The sequence below is a fragment of the Photobacterium satsumensis genome (assembly GCF_050336935.1).
Classification (GTDB): Bacteria; Pseudomonadota; Gammaproteobacteria; order Enterobacterales; family Vibrionaceae; genus Photobacterium; species Photobacterium satsumensis.
The window spans coordinates 1-20,834 of record NZ_JAKJSK010000023.1; the positions used below are offsets into that span (position 1 = coordinate 1).

The 20,834-nt window shown below is 50.5% G+C and carries 24 protein-coding genes; 20 read left to right on the plus strand and 4 right to left on the minus strand.

From position 1 onward, the window contains the following. Positions 1-40: 40 nt before the first annotated feature. The 3 genes from flgN to flgA form a co-directional block, all read right to left on the minus strand. Positions 41-475 (minus strand): flagellar export chaperone FlgN, encoded by a 435-nt coding sequence (flgN, locus tag L4D79_RS28640; protein ID WP_428657052.1) that lies wholly within the window; start codon positions 473-475, stop codon positions 41-43. Positions 476-539: 64 nt separating this feature from the next. Beyond that, positions 540-848, minus strand: coding sequence for a flagellar biosynthesis anti-sigma factor FlgM (flgM, locus tag L4D79_RS28645; protein ID WP_428657054.1), 309 nt, complete (start codon positions 846-848; stop codon positions 540-542). Between the two features lie 69 nt (positions 849-917). Then, on the minus strand, positions 918-1,682 hold the full coding sequence (gene flgA / locus L4D79_RS28650; RefSeq protein WP_428657056.1) for a flagellar basal body P-ring formation chaperone FlgA: 765 nt from the start codon (positions 1,680-1,682) through the stop codon (positions 918-920). A gap of 211 nt (positions 1,683-1,893) precedes the next feature. On the opposite strand from flgA, the gene flgB reads away from it, so the two are divergent. The 14 genes from flgB (at position 1,894) to L4D79_RS28720 (ending at position 14,070) form a co-directional block, all read left to right on the plus strand. Next, the gene (gene flgB, locus L4D79_RS28655; RefSeq protein WP_428657058.1) at positions 1,894-2,259 is read left to right on the plus strand and encodes a flagellar basal body rod protein FlgB; all 366 of its coding nucleotides are present in this window, start codon (positions 1,894-1,896) and stop codon (positions 2,257-2,259) included. A 6-nt stretch (positions 2,260-2,265) separates the two neighbouring features. Further along, positions 2,266-2,688, plus strand: coding sequence for a flagellar basal body rod protein FlgC (flgC, locus tag L4D79_RS28660; protein ID WP_428657060.1), 423 nt, complete (start codon positions 2,266-2,268; stop codon positions 2,686-2,688). A 10-nt stretch (positions 2,689-2,698) separates the two neighbouring features. Further along, positions 2,699-3,415, plus strand: a complete 717-nt coding sequence (locus L4D79_RS28665; protein ID WP_428657062.1) for a flagellar hook capping FlgD N-terminal domain-containing protein — start codon at positions 2,699-2,701, stop codon at positions 3,413-3,415. A gap of 38 nt (positions 3,416-3,453) precedes the next feature. After that, positions 3,454-4,656, plus strand: coding sequence for a flagellar hook protein FlgE (gene flgE / locus L4D79_RS28670; protein WP_428657064.1), 1,203 nt, complete (start codon positions 3,454-3,456; stop codon positions 4,654-4,656). 10 nt (positions 4,657-4,666) lie between these two features. Then, positions 4,667-5,398 carry a flagellar basal body rod protein FlgF gene (locus L4D79_RS28675; protein WP_428657066.1) on the plus strand — a complete coding sequence of 244 codons (732 nt, stop codon included), beginning with the start codon at positions 4,667-4,669 and terminating at the stop codon, positions 5,396-5,398. A 10-nt stretch (positions 5,399-5,408) separates the two neighbouring features. After that, complete coding sequence (gene flgG / locus L4D79_RS28680) at positions 5,409-6,194, plus strand: flagellar basal-body rod protein FlgG (protein WP_428657068.1); 786 nt, start codon at positions 5,409-5,411, stop codon at positions 6,192-6,194. 3 nt (positions 6,195-6,197) lie between these two features. Continuing rightward, a complete protein-coding gene (gene flgH, locus L4D79_RS28685; RefSeq protein ID WP_428657070.1) occupies positions 6,198-6,896 on the plus strand; it encodes a flagellar basal body L-ring protein FlgH in 699 nt (232 codons plus the stop codon). A gap of 9 nt (positions 6,897-6,905) precedes the next feature. Further along, entirely contained in the window at positions 6,906-8,027 is a 1,122-nt protein-coding gene (locus L4D79_RS28690; RefSeq protein ID WP_428657072.1) for a flagellar basal body P-ring protein FlgI, read from the plus strand. A 9-nt stretch (positions 8,028-8,036) separates the two neighbouring features. Beyond that, positions 8,037-8,534 (plus strand): rod-binding protein, encoded by a 498-nt coding sequence (locus tag L4D79_RS28695; protein WP_428657074.1) that lies wholly within the window; start codon positions 8,037-8,039, stop codon positions 8,532-8,534. Then, positions 8,531-9,907: a flagellar hook-associated protein FlgK gene (gene flgK / locus L4D79_RS28700; RefSeq protein WP_428657076.1), complete on the plus strand. Its 1,377-nt coding sequence runs from the start codon at positions 8,531-8,533 to the stop codon at positions 9,905-9,907. The genes L4D79_RS28695 and flgK overlap by 4 nt, the downstream gene beginning before the upstream one ends. A 10-nt stretch (positions 9,908-9,917) precedes the next feature. Further along, entirely contained in the window at positions 9,918-10,823 is a 906-nt protein-coding gene (gene flgL, locus L4D79_RS28705) for a flagellar hook-associated protein FlgL (RefSeq protein ID WP_428657078.1), read from the plus strand. Between the two features lie 53 nt (positions 10,824-10,876). After that, positions 10,877-11,932, plus strand: coding sequence for a hypothetical protein (locus L4D79_RS28710; protein WP_428657080.1), 1,056 nt, complete (start codon positions 10,877-10,879; stop codon positions 11,930-11,932). Between the two features lie 77 nt (positions 11,933-12,009). Beyond that, a complete protein-coding gene (locus L4D79_RS28715) occupies positions 12,010-12,612 on the plus strand; it encodes a hypothetical protein (RefSeq protein ID WP_428657082.1) in 603 nt (200 codons plus the stop codon). A gap of 348 nt (positions 12,613-12,960) precedes the next feature. Then, positions 12,961-14,070: a flagellin N-terminal helical domain-containing protein gene (locus L4D79_RS28720; protein WP_428657084.1), complete on the plus strand. Its 1,110-nt coding sequence runs from the start codon at positions 12,961-12,963 to the stop codon at positions 14,068-14,070. 134 nt (positions 14,071-14,204) lie between these two features. On the opposite strand, the gene focA is transcribed toward L4D79_RS28720, so the two are convergent. Continuing rightward, positions 14,205-15,653 carry a formate transporter FocA gene (gene focA, locus L4D79_RS28725; protein WP_428657086.1) on the minus strand — a complete coding sequence of 483 codons (1,449 nt, stop codon included), beginning with the start codon at positions 15,651-15,653 and terminating at the stop codon, positions 14,205-14,207. 801 nt (positions 15,654-16,454) lie between these two features. On the opposite strand from focA, the gene fliD reads away from it, so the two are divergent. From fliD to L4D79_RS28755, 6 genes are read left to right on the plus strand one after another with little or no spacing between them, the layout of a single operon-like run. Beyond that, on the plus strand, positions 16,455-17,810 hold the full coding sequence (gene fliD, locus L4D79_RS28730; protein ID WP_428657088.1) for a flagellar filament capping protein FliD: 1,356 nt from the start codon (positions 16,455-16,457) through the stop codon (positions 17,808-17,810). Positions 17,811-17,821: 11 nt separating this feature from the next. Further along, entirely contained in the window at positions 17,822-18,217 is a 396-nt protein-coding gene (gene fliS, locus L4D79_RS28735; RefSeq protein ID WP_428657090.1) for a flagellar export chaperone FliS, read from the plus strand. Beyond that, a complete protein-coding gene (locus L4D79_RS28740) occupies positions 18,207-18,521 on the plus strand; it encodes a hypothetical protein (RefSeq protein ID WP_428657092.1) in 315 nt (104 codons plus the stop codon). Before fliS ends, L4D79_RS28740 begins: the two co-directional genes overlap by 11 nt. Beyond that, entirely contained in the window at positions 18,518-19,600 is a 1,083-nt protein-coding gene (locus L4D79_RS28745; RefSeq protein ID WP_428657094.1) for a flagellar hook-length control protein FliK, read from the plus strand. The genes L4D79_RS28740 and L4D79_RS28745 overlap by 4 nt, the downstream gene beginning before the upstream one ends. 11 nt (positions 19,601-19,611) lie before the next feature. Continuing rightward, positions 19,612-20,079: a flagellar basal body-associated FliL family protein gene (locus L4D79_RS28750; protein ID WP_428657096.1), complete on the plus strand. Its 468-nt coding sequence runs from the start codon at positions 19,612-19,614 to the stop codon at positions 20,077-20,079. Positions 20,080-20,091: 12 nt separating this feature from the next. After that, positions 20,092-20,826, plus strand: a complete 735-nt coding sequence (locus L4D79_RS28755; RefSeq protein ID WP_428657098.1) for a FliA/WhiG family RNA polymerase sigma factor — start codon at positions 20,092-20,094, stop codon at positions 20,824-20,826. The last annotated feature ends 8 nt before the right edge of the window (positions 20,827-20,834 follow it).

The window sequence follows — 20,834 nt, forward strand, 5'->3', positions numbered from 1 at the left end:
GGGGGGGGGGGGCATACCCATCAACATCAAGTCATAGGTATTAAGCCGGTTGGTAGGTGGCATCGCTGTCTTGGTGTAGTACCTGAGTGAGGATGTCTTGCTGCATCATCAATAAACGGCTGTTGCGCTCGTTTTGTGCCATGCAGGAATGGACCAAGTCCTTGAGCTGTATCCACTTACGCTCGACGGGTTGGCGATACTGATCGGGTAGGGCAGAGATCAGCCGATTGACGCTAGTCGGGGTGTTGTCCATGCCAAGTTGGTTTAGTAACCCTGTACGCTGATCAGCACGTTGTTGTAATTGCTGAATCAGTTGCTGATGGGGCTCAGCCATCGCGGTGAGCTTGTCGCCATTGCGGTGCAGCATATTATGATGCTGCACCTTCAATAGTTGATGAAGCTGTTGGTAATCCGTCAGATCCCGCTGGATATCTTGAATGAAGCACTTGATGACTGATGCTGACTTTGGGTTCATGGTATTCGTTCCGTGATGTTACTGCCGTAATGTTAAACGGGGGGCTAAACGTCGTGTCAGACAATCAATCGCGGCGGTGGGCGCCGCGGATACTTGCAGCCAAACCATCAAGATCGACTTCATAGCTACCGCTGGCCAGTAAAGTGCGGATTTCATTGACCTTGACCATGTCTACATCCGGAATGCGTTTTAGCTCTTGCTGTAAGTTATCCAGGCTTTGCGCTTGTGGGCTGACATCAGCACTTGGCTTTTTCACTGAAGAGACCGGCGCTGGTGAAGTGGATACCTCACTGCTGGTCGCTTCTGGGGTTTTCTGATGTTTATTTTGGATGGCAGTGGCTAGCTGCAAACCCGCCTTGGTTGACTCGATCATGATAAATCTCCTGACTTCTTCTCTGATACTAAGATTAAACGACCAGCCATTAGCCTTGATTAAATCAATTTAGAAAAGCGTTGTGACCAGTCCGGGCTTGGTGATAGTCGCTGTGATTTCCTTACCTGAGCTGGTGTTTCTCACCCGTATTTGCTGTTCGGCATAGCCTCCTTCTAAAGCGATGCCCTGCATGTTGGCGCTGAACTGTTCATTGCTGGCTTGAATGATCACCTTATCGCCGGCTGAAACCAGGTAAGCAGGACTTAAATGCGAGGGCGAAAGTTGCTGGTCGCGGCGAATTTGCCGTAAGGCACGAAGGCCGGTATAGCCTTGCGGTGAGGCAAAGAACTCCCGGTTGATATTTGCAATATCAGTCGGTTTGAGGGCGATGTCACCGGCGGTGACTACCGCATCCTTGCTTACGGTTCGGGTTGCAAAAGCCACGGGAACGATGACGCTGACATCGGCTTGAACCGTCAATTGCCACGTTGTTGAGCCAGGACAGGTGACGGCAAAGCGCAAGCGGCCTGCAGGGTAACGGCGACGGTCTATGCGCTCTACGATAAGGGGGGAGTCACACTCGGCTAAGCGATGGCTACCACTTGGTAGCCGGATTGAAATCTCAGGTTGGGTGAGTGGCCAGTGATGCTGTTTTGCTGCTCGGCTGACTTCCTTTCCGATAGTGCTTGTTACTTGGCTTTCAATCTGTGCTTCGACCGCCGTATTCGTTGGGGCCGAAGCGGTTTGGGCTGAGGCGGCTTGGGCCGAGGTCGTCAGTGATAGCAGCAAGGCAATGACAAAAGCCGTCGCTGAATTGCGGGTCAATCTAATCATTTGATGTCTTCCATTCTTCTTTTTCCTGTGCACGGAACGGCTTCCGCCTGCTGTTTCCGCTTACCTTCCTGTATCGGAAGTGTTGGTTCCGCTTTAAATCCATATCTTGTTCTGGTTGCTTTTATTTTACCTTAAATCAACAACTTAAAAGTTGGCATGCAATTTGATTGTAAGTGGCCAGTTTACGATTTCTTGCATTCAAGGACACCAAATGGGGATCAACTTTGACAAAGCCCTCGGGATTCACCCGCACACTTTAAACCTTCGTACCGAACGTGCCAAGGTGCTGGCCGGTAACTTGGCGAATGTGGATACACCGGGATTCAAAGCGCGAGATTTTGATTTTCAGGCTGCGATTGCCGCTGTGGAAGCGCAGAGCTTGGGAGGGCAGGTACAGCCCCAAGCTGCAACTGCATTGCAGTATCGCAACCCTTACAACAATACGATGGATGGCAATACCGTAGAACTGGGGGTTGAGCAGGCGCATTACGCTCAAAATGCCATGGATTTCGAAACCAGCCTGACTTTTTTGAACATGAAATTCCAAGGGCTGGCGACAGCCATTCAAGGACAGTAATTCATTATGTCATTTAGTGATATCTACCAAATTGCCGGCTCGGCAATGACCGCGCAAACTCTGCGCCTTAATACTATTGCCAGTAACTTGGCCAATGCCGATGCAGGTTCAACTACCGAAGCGGGCACGTATCGCAGCCGCAAGCCCGTATTTTCGACGGTGTATGAAAACAGCCAGTTTCAGACTAACCAGAGCGCCGGTGCTCGGGTAAAAGTGATGGATGTGGTACCGGTCGAAGGTGAGTTGTCACGCCGCTATGAGCCAAGTAACCCAATTGCTGATGCCGATGGTTACGTGTTCTATCCCAATGTGGATGTGGTGTCGGAAATGGCCGACATGATGTCAGCGTCGCGCAGTTTTGAAACCAGTGTTGATGTCCTTGGGCGTGCTCGCAGCATGCAACAGGGCCTGTTGAAGCTAGGCCAGTAAGGATCCCCCGATGAGCACTCCCTATGTGACCAACAGCAATGGCGCGACAACGACAAGTGGCCAAGACCCGATAGCCAGCAACGGCCAGCAGGACAATACCTTCCTGACCCTGATGATTGCGCAGATCCAAAATCAGACGCCATTGGATCCACTTGATACCACCCAGTTCATGACCCAGCTGGCACAGATGACCCAGGTGGAAACGATGCAGAACATGAATAGCACCGTCGTCAACCAGATGGTGCTGCTCGACAACATTCAGGTACTGACCACGGCCGGTATGGTTGGCCAAGACGTCCGTGTGACGACCGATACCCTGGAGCTGGAAGGCAATCCATTGAATGCAGTGATAGAGCTCGACAGTGCGGTCGACGATCTCAAAGTGGAGATCCGCAATGATGCCGGTGAACTGGTGGAAACCATTGAACTGGGCGCGAACAGTGAAGGTGAAGTGGCCTTTGCCATTGATCCTAAATCATTGGGTCTGAAAGACGGCCAGTACGATCTCACTGTGGTGACCAATGACAGCGACTATAAACCGGATGTCATGGTGGCAGGCACCATCGAGAAAATGCGCATTCCACCGGGCGGTGGCTCACCAGAATTTTTGATCTCTGGCGTGGGCTATGTGCCGTTTTTCAATGTTAACCAGTACGGCGATACGCAAGGTTCGGATTCTCAGTCTCCGGAACCGACCCCTTTATTTACGTTGGCTGGCCGCCGTTAGAGCGGTTTGCAAATATCTAGGTTAGAAGAGAAATAATAATGAGCTTTAACATTGCAATGAGTGGTTTGAATACCACCTCTCAGGAATTGAACACCATCAGTAACAACATCGCTAACGTCTCGACGGTGGGTTTTAAGTCATCACGCGCAGAATTCTCGGCGCTGATGAACGGTGGCATGGGCGGCGGTGTTGAGCTAGCCAGCTTATCCCAGTCCTTCAATGAAGGCGGCTTTAGCATGACAGGCCGCAACACCGATTTGGCGATTGGTGGCAATGGCATGTTTGTCCTTCAGGGGGATGACGGTGCCTACACCTATTCCCGTGCGGGTATGTTCAACCAAGACAAAGACAACTTCTTGGTGAATAGCGCAGGTCTGCGCCTGCAAGGCTACACCACAGATAGCAATGGCAACCTGCTAACCGGCTCTATGGGCGATATTCAAGTATCGAATGGCTCGGTAGCGGCACAAGCGACTGACCGTGTGGATTTCGCCGCTAACCTCGATGCTGGCGCGTCTGAGATTGTCGATGAAAATGGCGATCGTATTCCGTTTGACCCAGAAGATAGCGACAGCTTCAACTCGTCATACACGACTACCGTTTATGACTCTCTGGGCAATGAGCACACCTTGACCCAGTACTTTGTCAAAACCGGTGAAAACGAGTGGGAAGTGCACTACGCCATGAACGGTGAAGTGATGGAAGACGAAAGCGGTCAAGCTTTGGAGTTCGATGAGAGCGGCAAGCTGGTTGAACCAACGGGCAACATCAGCCTGTCTTTTGCCCCGGAAGGCGCTGCTGAGATGAACATTGCTCTTTCTATGTCCGGTACCACCCAATACGGAAGCGAATTTGCGGTATCGACCAACCGCAGCAATGGCCATACCGCCGGTGAACTGACCGGCATCACTATCGATGACAGCGGTATGGTCTTTGCTAACTACAGCAACGGTGAGCAGATGATGCAAGGCCAAGTCGTATTGGCTGATTTCCCGAATACCGGTGGCTTAATGCAGGTCGGCAATACCGGTTGGTCGGCCACACAAGCATCGGGTCAGCCACTGATTGGCGTTCCGGGTACTGGTACGTTGGGTGGCCTGTACTCGGGCTACATTGAGGAATCCAACGTTGACTTGACCGGTGAGCTGGTAGGCCTGATGACGGCGCAGCGTAACTATCAGGCCAATGCCCAATCACTATCAACCCAGCAGCAGCTCACCCAAGTGCTGTTCAATATGTAAGGGCGATAGTGTGGATCGTTTGATTTATACCGCAGCAAGCGGCGCAGGGCGTGTTTTCAACGCCCAGCAGGTACGGGCGAATAACCTTGCCAACATCAATACCCATGGTTTCCGTGCCGATATGGAGCGTGCCCAGGCTTTCTCTGTACCGGGCAATGGCTTTGACAGCCGTACCATGGTTGAAGCCCAGTCGGCGGGTACCCGTTTTGATGCTGCGGAACTACAAACCACTGGTCGCGATCTGGACTTGGCTATTCGTGGCGGCGGTTTCTTTACTGTCCAGTTACCTGAGGGTGATGAAGCTTATACCCGCTCGGGGGCGATTGAGCGCACCGAAAATGGAGATCTGATGATTGGCGGTCTCCCCGTGCTTGCTGATGGCGGCGATATCATGAATGTCCCGCTTTATAGCAGCATCGAGTTTGGTGATAACGGGCTGGTTAATATTGTGCCTGAAGGTGAGGTACTGGCGGTTGAAGTCGGCCGTTTGAAATTGGTGAACCCGCCGGTGCAGGACTTGGGTAAGTTGGAAAACGGCCTGTTTGTGACCAACGGACGTGAACCGCTTAATGACGATGAAAGCGTAATGATGGTATCGGGCTTTCTTGAGCAGAGTAACGTGGTAGCGGTTGAGGAAATGGTGGCATCCATGCAGCTGAGCCGTAACTTCGAAATGCAGCTGAAGATGATGCAGACCGCAGAAAAAATTGCAGAAGCAGGCAATCGCCTGATCAGAGCGTAAGGGATAAGAGATGAACGCAGCACTATGGATCAGTAAAACCGGTTTGGCCGCTCAAGACACCAAAATGGCGACCATTTCCAACAACCTCGCCAACGTGAACACCGTGGGCTACAAACGCGATCGCGTGGCATTTGAAGATCTGTTCTATCAAATCCAGCGCCAGCCAGGCGCCATGGCCGATGAAGTCAATGAATTACCAACCGGTATCCAGCTAGGTTCGGGTGTCCGCGTTGTGGGTACCCAGAAGGTCTTTACCGAGGGAATGTACCAAACCACGAATCAGAGCTTGGATGTGGCCATTGATGGTCAAGGCTTCTTTGAGTTGGAAACCCCAGATGGTGAGCAGGCGTTTACCCGTAACGGCCAGTTCCATATGAACTCTGATGGCTTGCTCGTGAATACTCAAGGCTTGCCGCTGGCACAGCAAATCCAAGTACCGGAAGATGCAGAAACTATCACTATCGGTAGCGACGGTATCGTAACGGCCAAGATTGCCAATGACGATATGCCACAGGAAATCGGCCAGATCACCTTGGCAAACTTTATCAATCCGGCCGGCCTTGAAGCGCTTGGCGGTAACCTATTCCGTGCCACAGCATCGAGCGGTGATGTGATTGACGGTATCGCCGGTGAAGGGGCATTTGGTCAGCTTAAGCAAGGGGTACTGGAAGGCTCGAATGTGCAGGTGGTCGAGGAGATGGTCGATATGATCACCACCCAGCGCGGCTACGAGATGAATGCAAAGGCACTGTCTTCGTCGGATGAGATGTTGCAGTACATTTCTCAGGTACTGTAAGCCATGCCAAGACTGACGAAGGTTAAAACCGTGAGGCGTTTGGGAGCATGGCTGGCCGCCATGCTTCTGGCCGGTTGTTCATCCACTCCCTCGTTGATGGACGAGCGACCGGCACCGGATGACTTGGATTATGCGCCGCCGATGCTTGATTACTCATTGCCGGATGCCCGCAGTGGGTCGGTTTATCGTGACGGCTATATGTGGACTCTGTTTCAGGATCGCCGTGCCTACCGCGTTGGTGACATGCTGACGGTATCACTGGATGAAGATACCCGCTCGAGCAAGCAGGCTAATACCAACTTTGGTAAAAACGCCAGTGGTGGCTTGATGGGCAGTTTTGCGACTGGATCCAGCAGCGGCAGCGCCAGTGGCGATATTTCGGGTAACCGGGATTTTCGCGGCAGTTCAGCCAGCTCGCAACGGAATTCCCTGAGTGGCTCCATTACTGTCATGGTACATGAAGTGCTGCCTAACGGTGTGTTGCGGATTAAAGGGGAAAAGTGGATCCGCCTTAACCAAGGTGATGAATTTATTCGTCTTGATGGCTTGGTGCGGGGAGACGATATCGATAACGGTAACCAGATCTCTTCCCAGCGCGTCGGTGATGCACGGATCACCTATTCTCAAAGCGGTGTACTGGCCGATGCCAACGACGCAGGTTGGTTAACTAAGCTGTTTGTTAATCCGCTGTTCCCACTCTAACGAGGCATTATGTTTAAGCAACTTATCATCTTATTGACGGTGCTGGTCGTGCCTTTCCTATTTGTCGAAGCAGCCAGTGCCGAAGCCAATGAGCGTCACTTGATTGACTTGGTCGATATTCAGGGGCTGCGGGAAAACCAATTGATCGGTTATGGCCTTGTTGTCGGCCTTGATGGTACCGGTGATCGTAACCAGGTGAAGTTCACCAGCCAGTCGGTGACCAACATGTTGCGTCAGTTTGGCCTGCAGCTACCGGAAAAAATTGACCCCAAACTGCGTAATGTCGCGGCGGTCAGTGTCCACGCGTCTATTCCGCCATTGGCCGGGCCGGGCCAAACCATCGATGTAACGGTATCGTCTATCGGTGATGCCAAGAGCCTACGCGGCGGCAGCTTGGTCATGACCCCACTGCGGGCGATTGATGGCCAAATCTATGCGGTTGCCCAAGGCAGCTTGGTGGTCGCTGGCGTGAAAGCCGAAGGCCGTTCTGGCTCGAGTATTACGGTTAACGTGCCGACCACCGGCCGTATTCCCGGTGGCGCGATTGTCGAAGATGAGATCCCGTCAGACTTTAGCTCTCAGTCGAAAGTCACCTTGAACCTACTACGACCGAACTTCACTACCGCGCGCAATATCTCCCGTCAAATTGACGAGGTATTTGGCCCGGATACAGCAATGGCATTGAGTAACGCCCGGGTCGAGGTTTATGCGCCGCAGGACTTTGAGCAACGGGTGATTTTCATGTCGATGTTGGAAGATATGACCGTCGATATCGGTCGCCAGCGGGCAAGAGTGGTGTTTAACAGCCGCACCGGTACGGTTGTCGTTGGCAATGGCGTGCGTATTGGTCGGGCTGCCGTCAGTCACGGCAACCTGACGGTGACCATTGCCGAATCGTTCAACGTCAGCCAGCCCAATGCGTTTGGCGGAGGGAATACTGTCGTTACTCCGGATAGTGAGATCGATATCAATTACGAACGCAACCCAATGTTCATCTGGCCGGAAGGCGTTGAGTTGGAAACCATTGTTTCCGCCGTTAACAGCCTAGGAGCCTCGCCCGATGACTTGATTGCCATTCTTCAGGCTCTGCATGCTTCAGGTGCCTTGGATGCAGAATTGGTTGTGATTTAAGGACAACGAATGACAGTAACTGTTTTACCGGTCAACACCATGGCACTTCAGCCAATGGCGACCAGCCGCATTGCGGCAAATTCCACGATGGGAACGGTGACCACATTCGACAGCCGCCAGTTGGCGGATCTGAAAGGCAGTGATGACGCGCAGCAGGCCATCCAAACGGTGGCCGAGCAGTTTGAATCGCTGTTCTTGCAGATGGTACTCAAGCAAATGCGTCAAGCCAGCGAGGCACTCAATAGCGATGATGACAATGCCTTGTTCGGAAGCCGTGAACATAAGACTTACCAGGCGTTTTTCGATGGCCAAGTGGCGATAGAAATGTCAAAAAGCCAGCTTGGCCTGGCGGAAGTGATTGTCCGCCAGCTTGGTGGTGAGTCGGCGTTTAAGGAAGCAGAAAATGAGGTCGCTTTAACTTCAAGTAAGGCAGAGCAAGGTCCGATAGCGGGCAGCGCATTTAGCCAGTCTTTGCTGCATTTTAACCGTGAGGGCTCTAACGTATGAGTTTGATGAATATCGGCTTGTCTGGACTTCAGGCAAGCCAAGTGGGCATGAATGTTACCGCCCAAAACGTGGCTAACATCAATACCCCAGGCTATAGCCGCCAGCAGATGCATCTATCGGCGATTGGCTCAACCAGCATGAGTATGAAAGATTCGGGTAACGGGGTGTCGGTCAGTGCGATCCGCCGGGTCACTGACCAGTACCAGACCAACCAGGTTTTCCGTGCCGGATCGATGCTGGGGGCGGCCTCGACCTCTGCCCAGCAGCTCAAGCGTTTGGAGACCTTGCTATCAGGCGATTCAATGGATCTCAGCCAAGGTTTTGACAGCTTTTTCTCGGCGCTCAATGGTGCCAGTGTGTCACCTTATGGCTCGGCCCACCGCTCGCTGATCATCAGTGAAGCGGAAGCCTTGGGTAATCGCTTCAACCAGTTGAGCAGCTCGCTGGATGGCCAGTACAGTGATCTATCCCAGCAGCGAAGCAGTGCGGTCGCCAGTGCCAACAGCATGCTGTCCAACATCAGCAAACTCAATGATGAAATCCGCAAAGGCGAAGCCTCTGGCGCGAATACCTCCGCCCTTCAGGATGAGCGAGATGTGTTGATTGCCGAGTTGTCGGAAATTGTTGATGTCCGGATTACCGATGCCGGTGACGGCACTCTTGATATTGCCCTGCCCAATGGCCAGCCGTTGGTGATGGGCAATCAAGTGGCTCAGTTCAGCTTGGAATCGGATCCGAACAATCCGCGCAGCGAGGTATTGTCGCTGTCACTCAATGGTCAAAGCTTCCCGCTGGATGATGATATCGGTGGCAAGCTGGGGGCGCTGGCGGAATATGAAAAGGATGTACTGATCCCAACCCAAGAGGCGATCAATGATATTGCCTTTGAGTTCGCCCAAGCCTTTAACGATCAATTGGCCGAAGGTTTTGATTTAAACGGCGATCCGGGCAAACCGTTGTTTGTCTTTGACCCGGAAAACCCAGCGTCAACACTTTCGATTAACCCAGACTTCAAACCGGAAGACTTGGCGCTGTCTGGTGATGGCACCCCAGGTAATACCGACAACCTGCTTAAACTTATTGAAATTAAAGACCAAGAGTTTGAAATTGGTGATCTGGGATCGCAAACACTGGGCAGTGCGTTCAATTCCTTGCTGGGTGATATCGCAGTGAAAAGCCGTCAGGCGCAGTCGGACCACGATGCTGCCAGTAATATCTACCTGCAGGCAACGATTGAAAAATCGGCGACCAGCGGGGTTAACCTCGATGAAGAAGCGGTGAGCCTGATGATGTATCAGCAAGCCTATCAGGCCAACATGCAGGTGATTAACGCATCGAACCAAGTGTTTGCGTCAATCATGCAGCTATTCTAAGGAAACCGTCATGCGTGTAAGTACCAACCAATATAGCCAGATGATGTCTGGTAGCCTGAGCCAAAACTCCTTGGGCATCAATAAAATCATGCAGCAGATGGCTACCGGCAAGCGCTTGTTGGTGCCCTCTGATGATCCGATGGCCTCGACGCGGGTGATGAACCTAAAGCGTGAACAGGCAGCCATCGAACAATACATGGGTAACATTGAACAAGCGGATGTGGCACTCAAAAAGCAGGAAACCTACCTAAGTAGCGGGGTGGATGTACTGCATCAAATACGAGATTTGATGCTATGGGCCGGTAACGGTGCCAATGGCCCCGATGAGCTAGCCGCGATGGCGAACGAACTAGAGCACTTGCAAGACAGCTTGGTGAGCTTGGTTAATGCTAAAGATGAAAACGGTAAGTACATCTTTTCGGGTAACGAAGTTAACACTCAGCCGCTGGTGAAGGACGAGGAAGGCAACTGGATTTACCAAGGTGATACCGGTGTGCGTGAAGTGGTGGTTGGCGATGGCGTGACGATTCAGCTCAACGTCAATGCCCAAGATATGTTCTTCTCGGGTGGCATGGATATCTTCAACCAGCTGGATGAGCTGGTTGATGCGTTGCGTGACCCGGACTATGTGCTGGAAGATAGCGATTTGATCGGTCGTAGTCTGGATGTTCTGGATGAGACGATGTTGTCGGTATCGGGCACGGTCACTAGCTTGGGTAGCCGCCAGAATGCCTTGACGACCATGCAGGACGGCCACAGTGAGGTTGAGTTATTCAATAATGATTTGATTGGCCAGCTGGAAGATCTCGATTATGCGGATGCCATGGTGCAATACAACAATTACCTGTTGGCACTGCAAGCAACCCAGTCAACCTATGCCAAAACAGCCAGCTTGTCTTTGTTTAGTATTATGTAATATTGGCCCTGCCGTTTACCACTGCAGGGCATTTTTGGATTGATGGAAAACACATGGTTTCTCAGGTAAATGATCTTCGCTCGGCAGCGGCCGGTGCCAGTCGCCAGCAGCAGATAATTGCAAGGCCAGCCAACAAAACGGTCGCGGTACCTGATAACAAGCAGCCGGATCCATTGCGCCTGTCGCAAACCCTGACCCCTGAACATACCCGTCAGCACAGTTTGATCCAGCGCGCCCAGCACAAGGTCGCGGCTTCCCGGGTGGCGGAATCGAGTCTCAATGACATTGGAAAAAATCTTGCCCAGCTGAGCAAACGGGTAGAGTTTGCCATGCGTGCTGGTAGTGCATCGCCAAAGATCACCGCGGATATTGAGCAACTCGCGTCTCGGATGGAGCAGCGGCTGGAGCAGGCGACGTATAAAGATCAGCCGGTAATTAGCCGTCAGCTTAAACCGGTTTTTCACGGTGAGCCGCGTACTGCTTTCCAAATCAAGGGGCTGGATACCAAGCGCGGCAGTCCGCGTGATGAGACCTTGATATTTAGTCTTGCTAAAGGGGGCGCCAATGCCGTACCGGTCAAATTGGGTGCTAATGCCACACCAGAGCAGCAAGCGATGCAGTTTCGCCAGGCGCTCAATGAGCACGGCATCGGGGTATCGCTCAACAAGCAGCGCCAATTGGTTTTCTCGACCAATGAAGCAGACTGGCAGCATTTATCGCAGAAAATGCGGGTAGTCGGCCAGGGCGATCGTTTTCCGGCAGGTCAGCCAAATCGGGTCAAATTAGAGACGATTGAAGCTAGGTTCGAGCCGCAGAAATGGCAGACTGATAAAGAGCACTTGCGTCAGACGTTGGTACAAACCCAGCAGATGATGAAGCAAATCAAATCCAGCATTCAAGAACTCCGAATGCATAACCAGGATGTAATGCAGCGGATAGATACCATTAACCAGCGTAACCGCTATTTGAGCGATCAGGTATTGGATAATGCTGATGCCGATTTGTCGCAAATCCTGCCAACCGGTGATAACTTTACCTCGGCGTTCCAAAACCTGAAGGTACAAGCCAATGCCCATCGCCAAACCGTGGTATCTTTACTTCGCGAATAAGTAAGCGATGGTAAGAAAAGGAATTTGCCACTAGGTACCCATAACAGCTAGTGGCAAGCTGATATCGAGGGAGCACCATGTTGTCACCTATTTCTGCGGCGATAAACAAATTACTGCGAATTGAGCCCCAGCAACTAAAAGCAGAGCAATTTACCCCGCCACTGGCGCAAGAAACCAAGCAAGGCGCTAATCAACAGCCCTCTAGCCAAACCAATACCTCGACTCCTCAAACGATGCCACAAGCCCAGTGGCAAGTTGTCCGTATGCTGGCAAATTCATCAGGTCTCTCTCTGGGACAAACTCAAGCCTATAGCGTGCAAGCATTGCAATCGCCGAGCTTCCGCCTTGCCGGCGGGGAAGGGGAGCTGCAACTGCGCCTGCAGGTTGAAGGGCAGCCTCATACTATCCGCTGGCAAGTTAACCAAGGAGAAGCGCAACTGCTGAGCTCGACGTTGCCTGCTGCCTTATCTCTGGCGCTGCTGCCAACCATCGATCAAGGTTGGCGCCTGGTCGCCAAAGGTTTTTTACACCACGAACCATTGCAGTTACTGTGGACCCCCTATGGCAATACGGCCAAAGAGGGCGCAACCACTCAATCCGCTATTTCCCTCAAGGTGTGGTTGCGCACCGGCTTTATTATCATGGTTATCGTATTCTCTCTCTGTTACTGGCTTTTTTAATGTCGCCTACCGCCGTATTAATCTTTTTGGCCTGTCTTTAATTGCGTTATATCGCATTCACGTCTTTATAGAAGCATTTTTAAATAAATTAGTAGTAATGACGCAGGGAATAATAATTTGCCTATTGCCTATTGCCTATTGCCTATTGCCTATTGCCTATTGCCTATTGCCTATTGCCTATTGCCTATTGCCTATTGCCTATTGCTATTTTTAATTTAAGAAAAAATTATTTTTGTCGATGTCGAGGAAATAATAAAAAATTGGCAAAAGACGGTTTAAGGGGAGAGGTAAGGTGTCGTTTTATAGAGGTGTAGACACTAAGCCGAATATTAAACAGAGGGCAATAACATGCTATCGATGCACACGAACTACACGTCTCTAATTACTCAGAACAACCTTAACAAAACATCAGGTGCAATGGATCAGGCGATGCAGCGCATCTCTACTGGCTTCCGTATTAACTCAGCGTCTGACGATGCTGCGGGCCTACAGATTGCCACTCGCCTACAATCTCAAGTGAACGGTTTAGGTGTTGCTCAGCGTAACTCACAAGATGCTATCTCTATGCTGCAAACGGCAGAAGGTGCATTCGACGAGATGACCAACATCGGTCACCGCATGAAAGACCTAGCAACGCAAGCAGCGAACGGCACCAACTCTGAAAACGAGCATGATGCAATGCAATCAGAGTGGAACCAGTTGGTTAACGAGCTAGAAAGCGTTATCGACAACACTCAATACGGTTCAGGCAACAACCTGTTTGGTGCTGGTGGCCTGTTCGACCAAGACATCACATTCCAAATCGGTGCAACTACTGACGAAACACTGACTATCAACATTGCTCAGTCTCTTTCTGATGTGCGCGATACGATTGGTGATCTTAAAGGACTTGATCTAGGCGCTGGACCTGTAGGTGACCTAGATGGCCACACAAATTACGCTGATGCAAGTGCTGCTGGTTGGGAAGCAAGTGTTGATCAAGCCCTAGCTGGTGGTTGGGAGCCAACTGACCCTGCTGAAGCAGCTACTGAATGGGCTGCGCTTATTGCTGCTGGCGGTGCTGCTTTTGAAACTGCAAACGAAGCGGCTTTCGATGTCGCTCTAGCTGAAGTACAAGAACCTTCAGGCGCTGCTCAAGCAATGGACATGGTTGATGCACTTCTTAACGGCCGTGTTGAAGAGCTTGATGACCAAGGTGCTGTTGATGTTGAAGCGCGTACAGGCATCGGCGCCATCCGCTCTGAGCTAGGTGCGAACATCAACCGTCTTGACCACACTATTGTTAACCTTGGCAACATGCAAGAGAACACGGAAATGGCGAAAGGTCGTATCATGGATACTGACTACGCGGTTGAATCTTCAAACATGATGAAGAACCAGATGCTAACGCAGATGAGCATGTCTATGCTGTCTCAAGCGAACGGCATGTCTGGTATGGTAATGAGCTTGGTTGGTTAATTAGCCAAGCGGCTAATTCGTCCAAGCTTCTATACAGAGTATATAAAGCGTAATCAAACCACTCCACATAAAACAAAACCGCAGCCTTGGCTGCGGTTTTTTATTTGTATCTTACTGACAACACGACTTTTTTATTATACTGCTTCCAGCCGTGAGACTTCTTGAATCGTACCATTCTGGTAGACATTGCGCAGCTCGGCCATCACACTCTCGCGGGTGACGGTGCCAATGAACTGGCCATTATCTAGCACAGCCAGAATACGTGGTTTACTCACTTTCAACGCTTTAACGCGTTCTTCCAAGGGAAGGGCGCTAGTGCTGGTGGCGATCCCCATTGCTGAAGTCGGGTACAGCTGCTCTTTATCAATGCACATGTATTCGACGATATCGGCCAGGCGATCAGTTGCGTCCACGGCAACGACATCACGCTTCATCACGTCGACCACTTTTGTCCCCGCGGCTGGCTGGTAATCTTGATACCACAGTTCTTTCATCACATCGTACATCGAAAGGAAGCCGACCAGATGGCCATGGACATCGCAAACCGGCGCGCCAGAGATGTTTTCTTCTAGCAGCATATCAATCGCTTTCGGGATCTGTGTTTCGGCTGACAGTGTGATCGGCTGTGTATTGGTAACGTCTTTGACAGTAAGGTGTGACAGCATATCTGACTCCTTGGCTGATTCGATTTCCACGCTCTGGGTGATAGAACGGATGTTCGCTGCCTTTAATTCGGGGCGGCGGAAGATACACCAGTTGGCGAGGCCGACTAATACTGCGCCACCGACAATATTGCCTAACGTAACCGGCAGTAAGTTAGCCATTAGAAAGGTCGGGATATTCAGATCACTGTATTGTGCCGGGTTGGCAGAGACCATTTGCCAAAATTGCTCAGGGGCGAAATTCTGGATAGTGATACCCAGCGGCACCATAAACATATTGGCGACTGAGTGCTCGAAACCACTGGAGACGAACATGGATACCGGCAGCACCATTAGCATGGCTTTGGTTAGGGCGTTGGCAGAGCTGAAGGTCATCCAAATAGCCAAGCAAACAAGCAGGTTACACAGCACGCCTAAAGAGAAGGCCTGTATTGGGGTGTGATGGAGTTTATGCTGGGCGATGTTGAGGGCATTGAGGCCCCATTGACCGTTGTTGAGCATAAACATGCCGGCAGCACTGATTAGCAGCAGCATAAACATGGCACCGATAAAGTTACCGATGTACACCTTGGCCCACAGCGAGAGCATCTTTTTAAGGCTGATCTGGCGGTTAGCCCAAGAAATACTGGACAGTACCGAGCTGGTAAACAGTTCACCACCACACAGCACGATCAATATCAGACCCATGCTGAAAACCATACCACCGACCAAGCGGCTGAGACCCCATCCGGTCGTCGCGCTTCCAGTGGTAACTGTGATGTAAAATACGAAAGCGAGGCCGATAAAAGCCCCCGCCATAATAGCCAGACCCAGCGTCATACTGCTGGTTTTCTTGGCCTTGCTTAGCGCGAACTTTTCCGCTTCCGCCATCATTTCTTTCGGCGAAAACAGCTGATTATTGCTCGAATCTACGTTACTCATGCTTACCCCAAGTGTTACCTATCCCTTCCTTCGGCAGTCGCCGTTTGAAGCTTGAACTTCCCTATCAAGCCATATGCCCAAGTTACAGGCGACGCAATGATAAGAAAAATTGATAGCAATATAAAGCTGATTCATAATTTCTTATATGAAATATATGATTACAATTTCGTATATTGCGACATAAGTAGAAATGGTGGGTGTGCACCTTGGTGCACTTAAGGGTGGGATCGACATAGTCGCTCTAGTTGGGGCGTTAGCGAAAAAAAACGCGGTTAGAAGCGGCTGAGGCGACGATAAAACGGTCAAAAGTATAACTGACAAATATGTTATTAAATGTGTCTAGTGTGTCGGGGTGATAGGTTTAGAGGCCGTTATGGATCGGCGATTGTGCCGCCAATTAATGCTAATAGTAATGGCATGCAGGTGTTTAATGTTGTCGACTTGGCACAAAATAAAGTCACCGCCGTTTTGTCGTGTCATGGTTATTTTTTTCTCTCTTTTATCTCCTCTAAATACCCAATAAATCATTAAGAACCACTCTGGTTATGTCGCTTAATATCCATAACAAGGTCAGCGTTACTAAGCGGAATAGTTTTATTTCCGCTAGCGGAAATAAAACTTCCGCTTGTTATGTAACGGCTGAATAACGTATTTACTCGTTTGGCGTTATAGCCGTAAAAATAATCAGATTTGGCGTTAGTTAGCGATATTTTACTTATTTTAAAGTTGGAACAACTTTTGCTTAGGTTGTTCACTATAAAGTGCAATGCGCTAATTCGAGCTAAGTTGAGGAGAAATTTAATGTCAATGATGGACCCTGCTTCTTTAGCAATGCAGATGGTGATGATCCAGCGTCAACCGTTTGATATCCAATATGCTAGCCAACAGTCAATGTATCAAACGCAGTTAGATGCGTGGAAAGATATCGATTCTGCTTTCAGCAGCTTTTCATCAGCGCTGGAAAAAATGAATACGGCGAATAACAGTTTTGTCAAAAATAACGCTACCACGAGTGATGAAGGGTATATCAATGCTTCAGCAAGTAATTTTGCCCGCCATGGTAGCTATGACTTATTTGTCAAACAACTGGCAACGGCCCAGCAAGAAGCCTTCACTTTAAAAGGGGATGAGCTGCCAACGGACGGTGTGATCACCATTGAAGTCCCTGATGGCGAGACCATTGAAATCGACTTTTCGACCTTCAACCCTGATGGCGATAAGGATCTTCATGATTTGGCTGACTACATTAATGAGTTCGATGAAGGCGTATCGGCCTCGATAGTGAGTTCCAATGGTGATGTTAGCCTGATCCTCAGCAGTACTGAAACGGGAGAAGCAAATGCCTTTAATGTCTCGTTTGATCAAGGCATGGGTGACTACTTCCAGCCACCACAGGTATTGAGCAAAGCCCAAGATGCCATCGTAATGATGGGCAGTGAGGATGGGTTGGAAATTCGTAGCAGCGATAACACCATCGATGATGCTATTTCCGGAGTGACCCTTGAACTGACCAAAGCCCATGAGTCGGGCGATAAGCCACTGACACTGGTTGTGGGGGGCGATACCGAAGCGTCAACAGAAGCGGTTGAAGAGTTTGTTGATGCTTACAACAAGCTGATGAATACCATCCTCAAGCACACCATGACCGATTACCAAATCGAAAATGATGAGGGTGATGACGATGATGAGGATAGTGTCAAAATCACCAAAGCAGGTGCCCTTGCCAGTGATTCAACCGCCCGTGGTCTCAAAAACATGCTTAATAACCTGACCCGCGGTCAGTTCGATGAGGGCAGCCTATATAGCATAGGTATTGAAGCCAACCGTGATGGCACCTTGAAAATCGACAGTGAGCGATTTGAACAAGCGCTTACTGAGACCCCTGAAAAAATCGATGCCATTTTCTTTGGCGACAACGGCGTGATGACCTCGCTGGAAACGGCGATCGAACCTTATACCGGCTCGGCTAACTCGGGTAACAACCTGCTGAAAAGCCGTCAGGATACCCTGCAAGGCAATATTGATCGCGTTGACGACAAAAAAGAGCAACTCGATTACCGCATGGAAAAAACCTACAACCGCTACTTGCGCCAATACACCGCAATGCAGCAAACCATGATGCAGATGGAATCGACCGGTTCCATGTTTATGTTTTAGAGGAACAAGTAATGTTAATGGATGATTCTGGCTTCGAGGCATACCAGCAAGTTGATGTCGAAGCGCAAGCAGCGGCAGCTAGCCCATATCAGTTGGTATTAATGTTGGTTGACGGTTTTATGGATAACTTAGCCCGTGCCGAAGGCCATATGGAAGCCAACCGATTGAAAGAAAAAGGTGAATCTATCGGTAAATGTATCGATATCATCGGCGGGCTGAACAGTGCATTGGATATGCGTCAGGGCGGTGAGTTGGCCCTGAAAATGAACCAGTTGTATGACTTTTGCAGCATGCGTCTGTTTGAAGCCAGCGTCCATAACGATGCCGATAAGTTGGCGGAAGTCCGTTCCGTGATGGGCAATATCCAAGAGGGGTGGCATAACTTCGGAGCCACGCATGAAGGTTAATACGAGCCAAGTCAGGCAACTCACCGTGCAGCTTAACCAGAGCTACAAGCGTAAAGAGTGGCAGGCAGTGCGCAAGATTGATAAGGAAATATTCACTATGCTGGCGGATCTTAAAGATCAGCCAGCGGTTGCCGAGTCACTGCGCCGTGACATCCTCCAGCTAAAAAAAGTGCATCTAGCGGCCATGACAGCCTGCGAAATGGAAAAAGAACACCTTGGCCAAATGTTGGCGAAGTTTCAAAACCAGCGTGAAGGGGTGTCGGAATACCAGCAGGTCGAGATGGCTGGAGGCTTTATCCGATGAGCCATATTGCAATGTCTACGCCGCCAGGAAGTACTCAAGCCCCAGCCTCGCGCCTTTCATCGGTACAAACGGGAGAAGGCGGCTCTTGGTTTGACAGCTTCGCTGCTGTGCTTGGCTTGGGGGCTGAACAACCCGTCGAAACCGCGATGACAGAAGAAACTAACCCATATTGGTTCGATCTCTACGACCAGCTCAAAGGGTTGGCGGAAGGTGAAGACTGGGTATTCAGCAGCGCCCACCCACTTATGGAACAGCTGCCACCCGACGGGCAGTTTCGCTTGATCAATATTACCAATGAGCTAAGCGGCGATGTTCGTGAACAACTGCTAGCCATGATGCGCAGTGCTGATGGCTTGCAAAGTGCGTCGGTGCAGTTGGGGCCGGCGCAACCGGGGATCCCACATTATTTGGCTGCAAACGGAACGGCTCAGGGAGAGTCTTTGTCGTTTGAGCAGGCGATTGAGCGAGTGATTTCCAACGCGATGACACCAGTCAGGCAGGAAACGACCAACCCTGTTTTACTTCAACAACTCGCGCAAGCAAGCAGCTTTACTTCCTTATCGTTGCAAGACTCACCGAATACAGCAGCACTTGCTGCTGATGCGCAATCCAATCAAGCCTCTGTTTCTCGTGCTGAATGGGCACCGGTCCGCATGGCGGAAAACCAGCAGCAGTGGGGGCAACAGCTGGTCTCGGTACTCAAAGAGCGGGTGCAGATGCACCTTAACCAAGATGTCCAGCATGCCCGTATCAGGCTCGACCCGCCTCACCTGGGTAGCTTGGAGTTATCGGTCAAGATGGAAAACAACAAGGTACAGGTTCATATCTCTGCAGCAGATCCCGCCTTGCGCGAAGCAGCACAGCAGGGGGCTGAGCGGTTGCGGGCTGAGCTTGAAGGTAAGCAGCTAGCAGGCGCGATGGTTGATGTAGATGTAAGCGACCAATCGCACCGGCAACCGTTTGAACACTCGGAAGACATGCTGCTGGCGACCCAGCCAGCAGTTGAAGAATCAGGCGGGTATGAATCCACCGAATTCTTATCAAAGACGGATCAATACCGTCTCACACGTATGGTGTAAGGAAAATAATAATGGCTAGAACAAACGTAATGAGCACCAAAGTGATTCTGGCGGCACTTGCTGCCTCGGTGCTTATTGCCCTCTCATCGATTGCAACCTACGCATTTATCGTCAACGACAAGTCGGCAGAGTTCAGTGTTTTTACTCGAGCAGAGGCAAGTAACCGTGCCCATTTCATGAACCTTGATAAGTTTGTCATCACCATTGATGGTGAAGAGAGAACACACTATCTGATGCTTGAGCTGGCACTAAAAACCAATTCTTCGAAAGCCCATGACCAGCTGATTGAGTTCAAGCCACTTGCCCGCAATGTTTTGCTGAAAATGTTTAGCCAAAGCACCTTTGAAGAGCTGCGCCAGATGAACGAAATCGACCGGTTGCAAACAGAGGTACTGGGACAACTTCGGCTGGCAATGGCATTGAATGGATATGCCCACCAGATCGAAGAAGTGTTGTTTACCAAGCTCGTGCTGCAATAAAGGAAGGAAATCATGGTAGAAGCACAGCAATTACCGTTTGAGGATGAGTATGCCCAGTGGCAAACGAAACCTTCACTCAATAATGAAGAGCAGATTTTGCGCCAGCATTTGAAGTTGGTGAAGCGTATTGTTCAACAACTCCATCACCACGCATCGGGCTGTATGGGGCTCGATGATATGGAGCAAATTGGTTTGCTTGGCTTGCTTGAAGCAACTCGCCGTTATGGTGAGATGGATGAAAATTTTCGCTTCTTTGCTGCCCGCCGCGTCCGCGGGGCGATCTTGGATGAATTGCGTCGTCGAGATTGGCGTCCGCGTCAATTGCGTCAGCAAGTCCATGAGCTCAATAAAGTATCCAAGTTGTTGACCAAGCAGTTGAAGCGCCAGCCGAGTGAGCATGAATTGGCGAAAGCAATGAACATCAGCTTGGAAGAATGTAACCGCCTGCTTTATGCCGCCCAGGCGGAGGAGCTGTATAGCCTGGAGCAACTATTTGAGTCAGACAGTTCAAGTGTTGATTTTGGAGAGGCTGATAACAACCTCCAGCAGTTGATCAATGATGATTTGCTCAAGCATGTGTTGTCTCAGTTGCCCAAGCGTGAACAGCTTATTTTGGATTTCTATTACCAAAAAGAGCTTAGCTTGAAGGAAATAGCCATTGTGGTAGGCCTCAGTGAGGCCCGGATCTGCCAGCTTCATAAGCAGGCAATCAAACAAATGAACGCCATGATTAAGAGCTTGATGTAGGAGAAAAG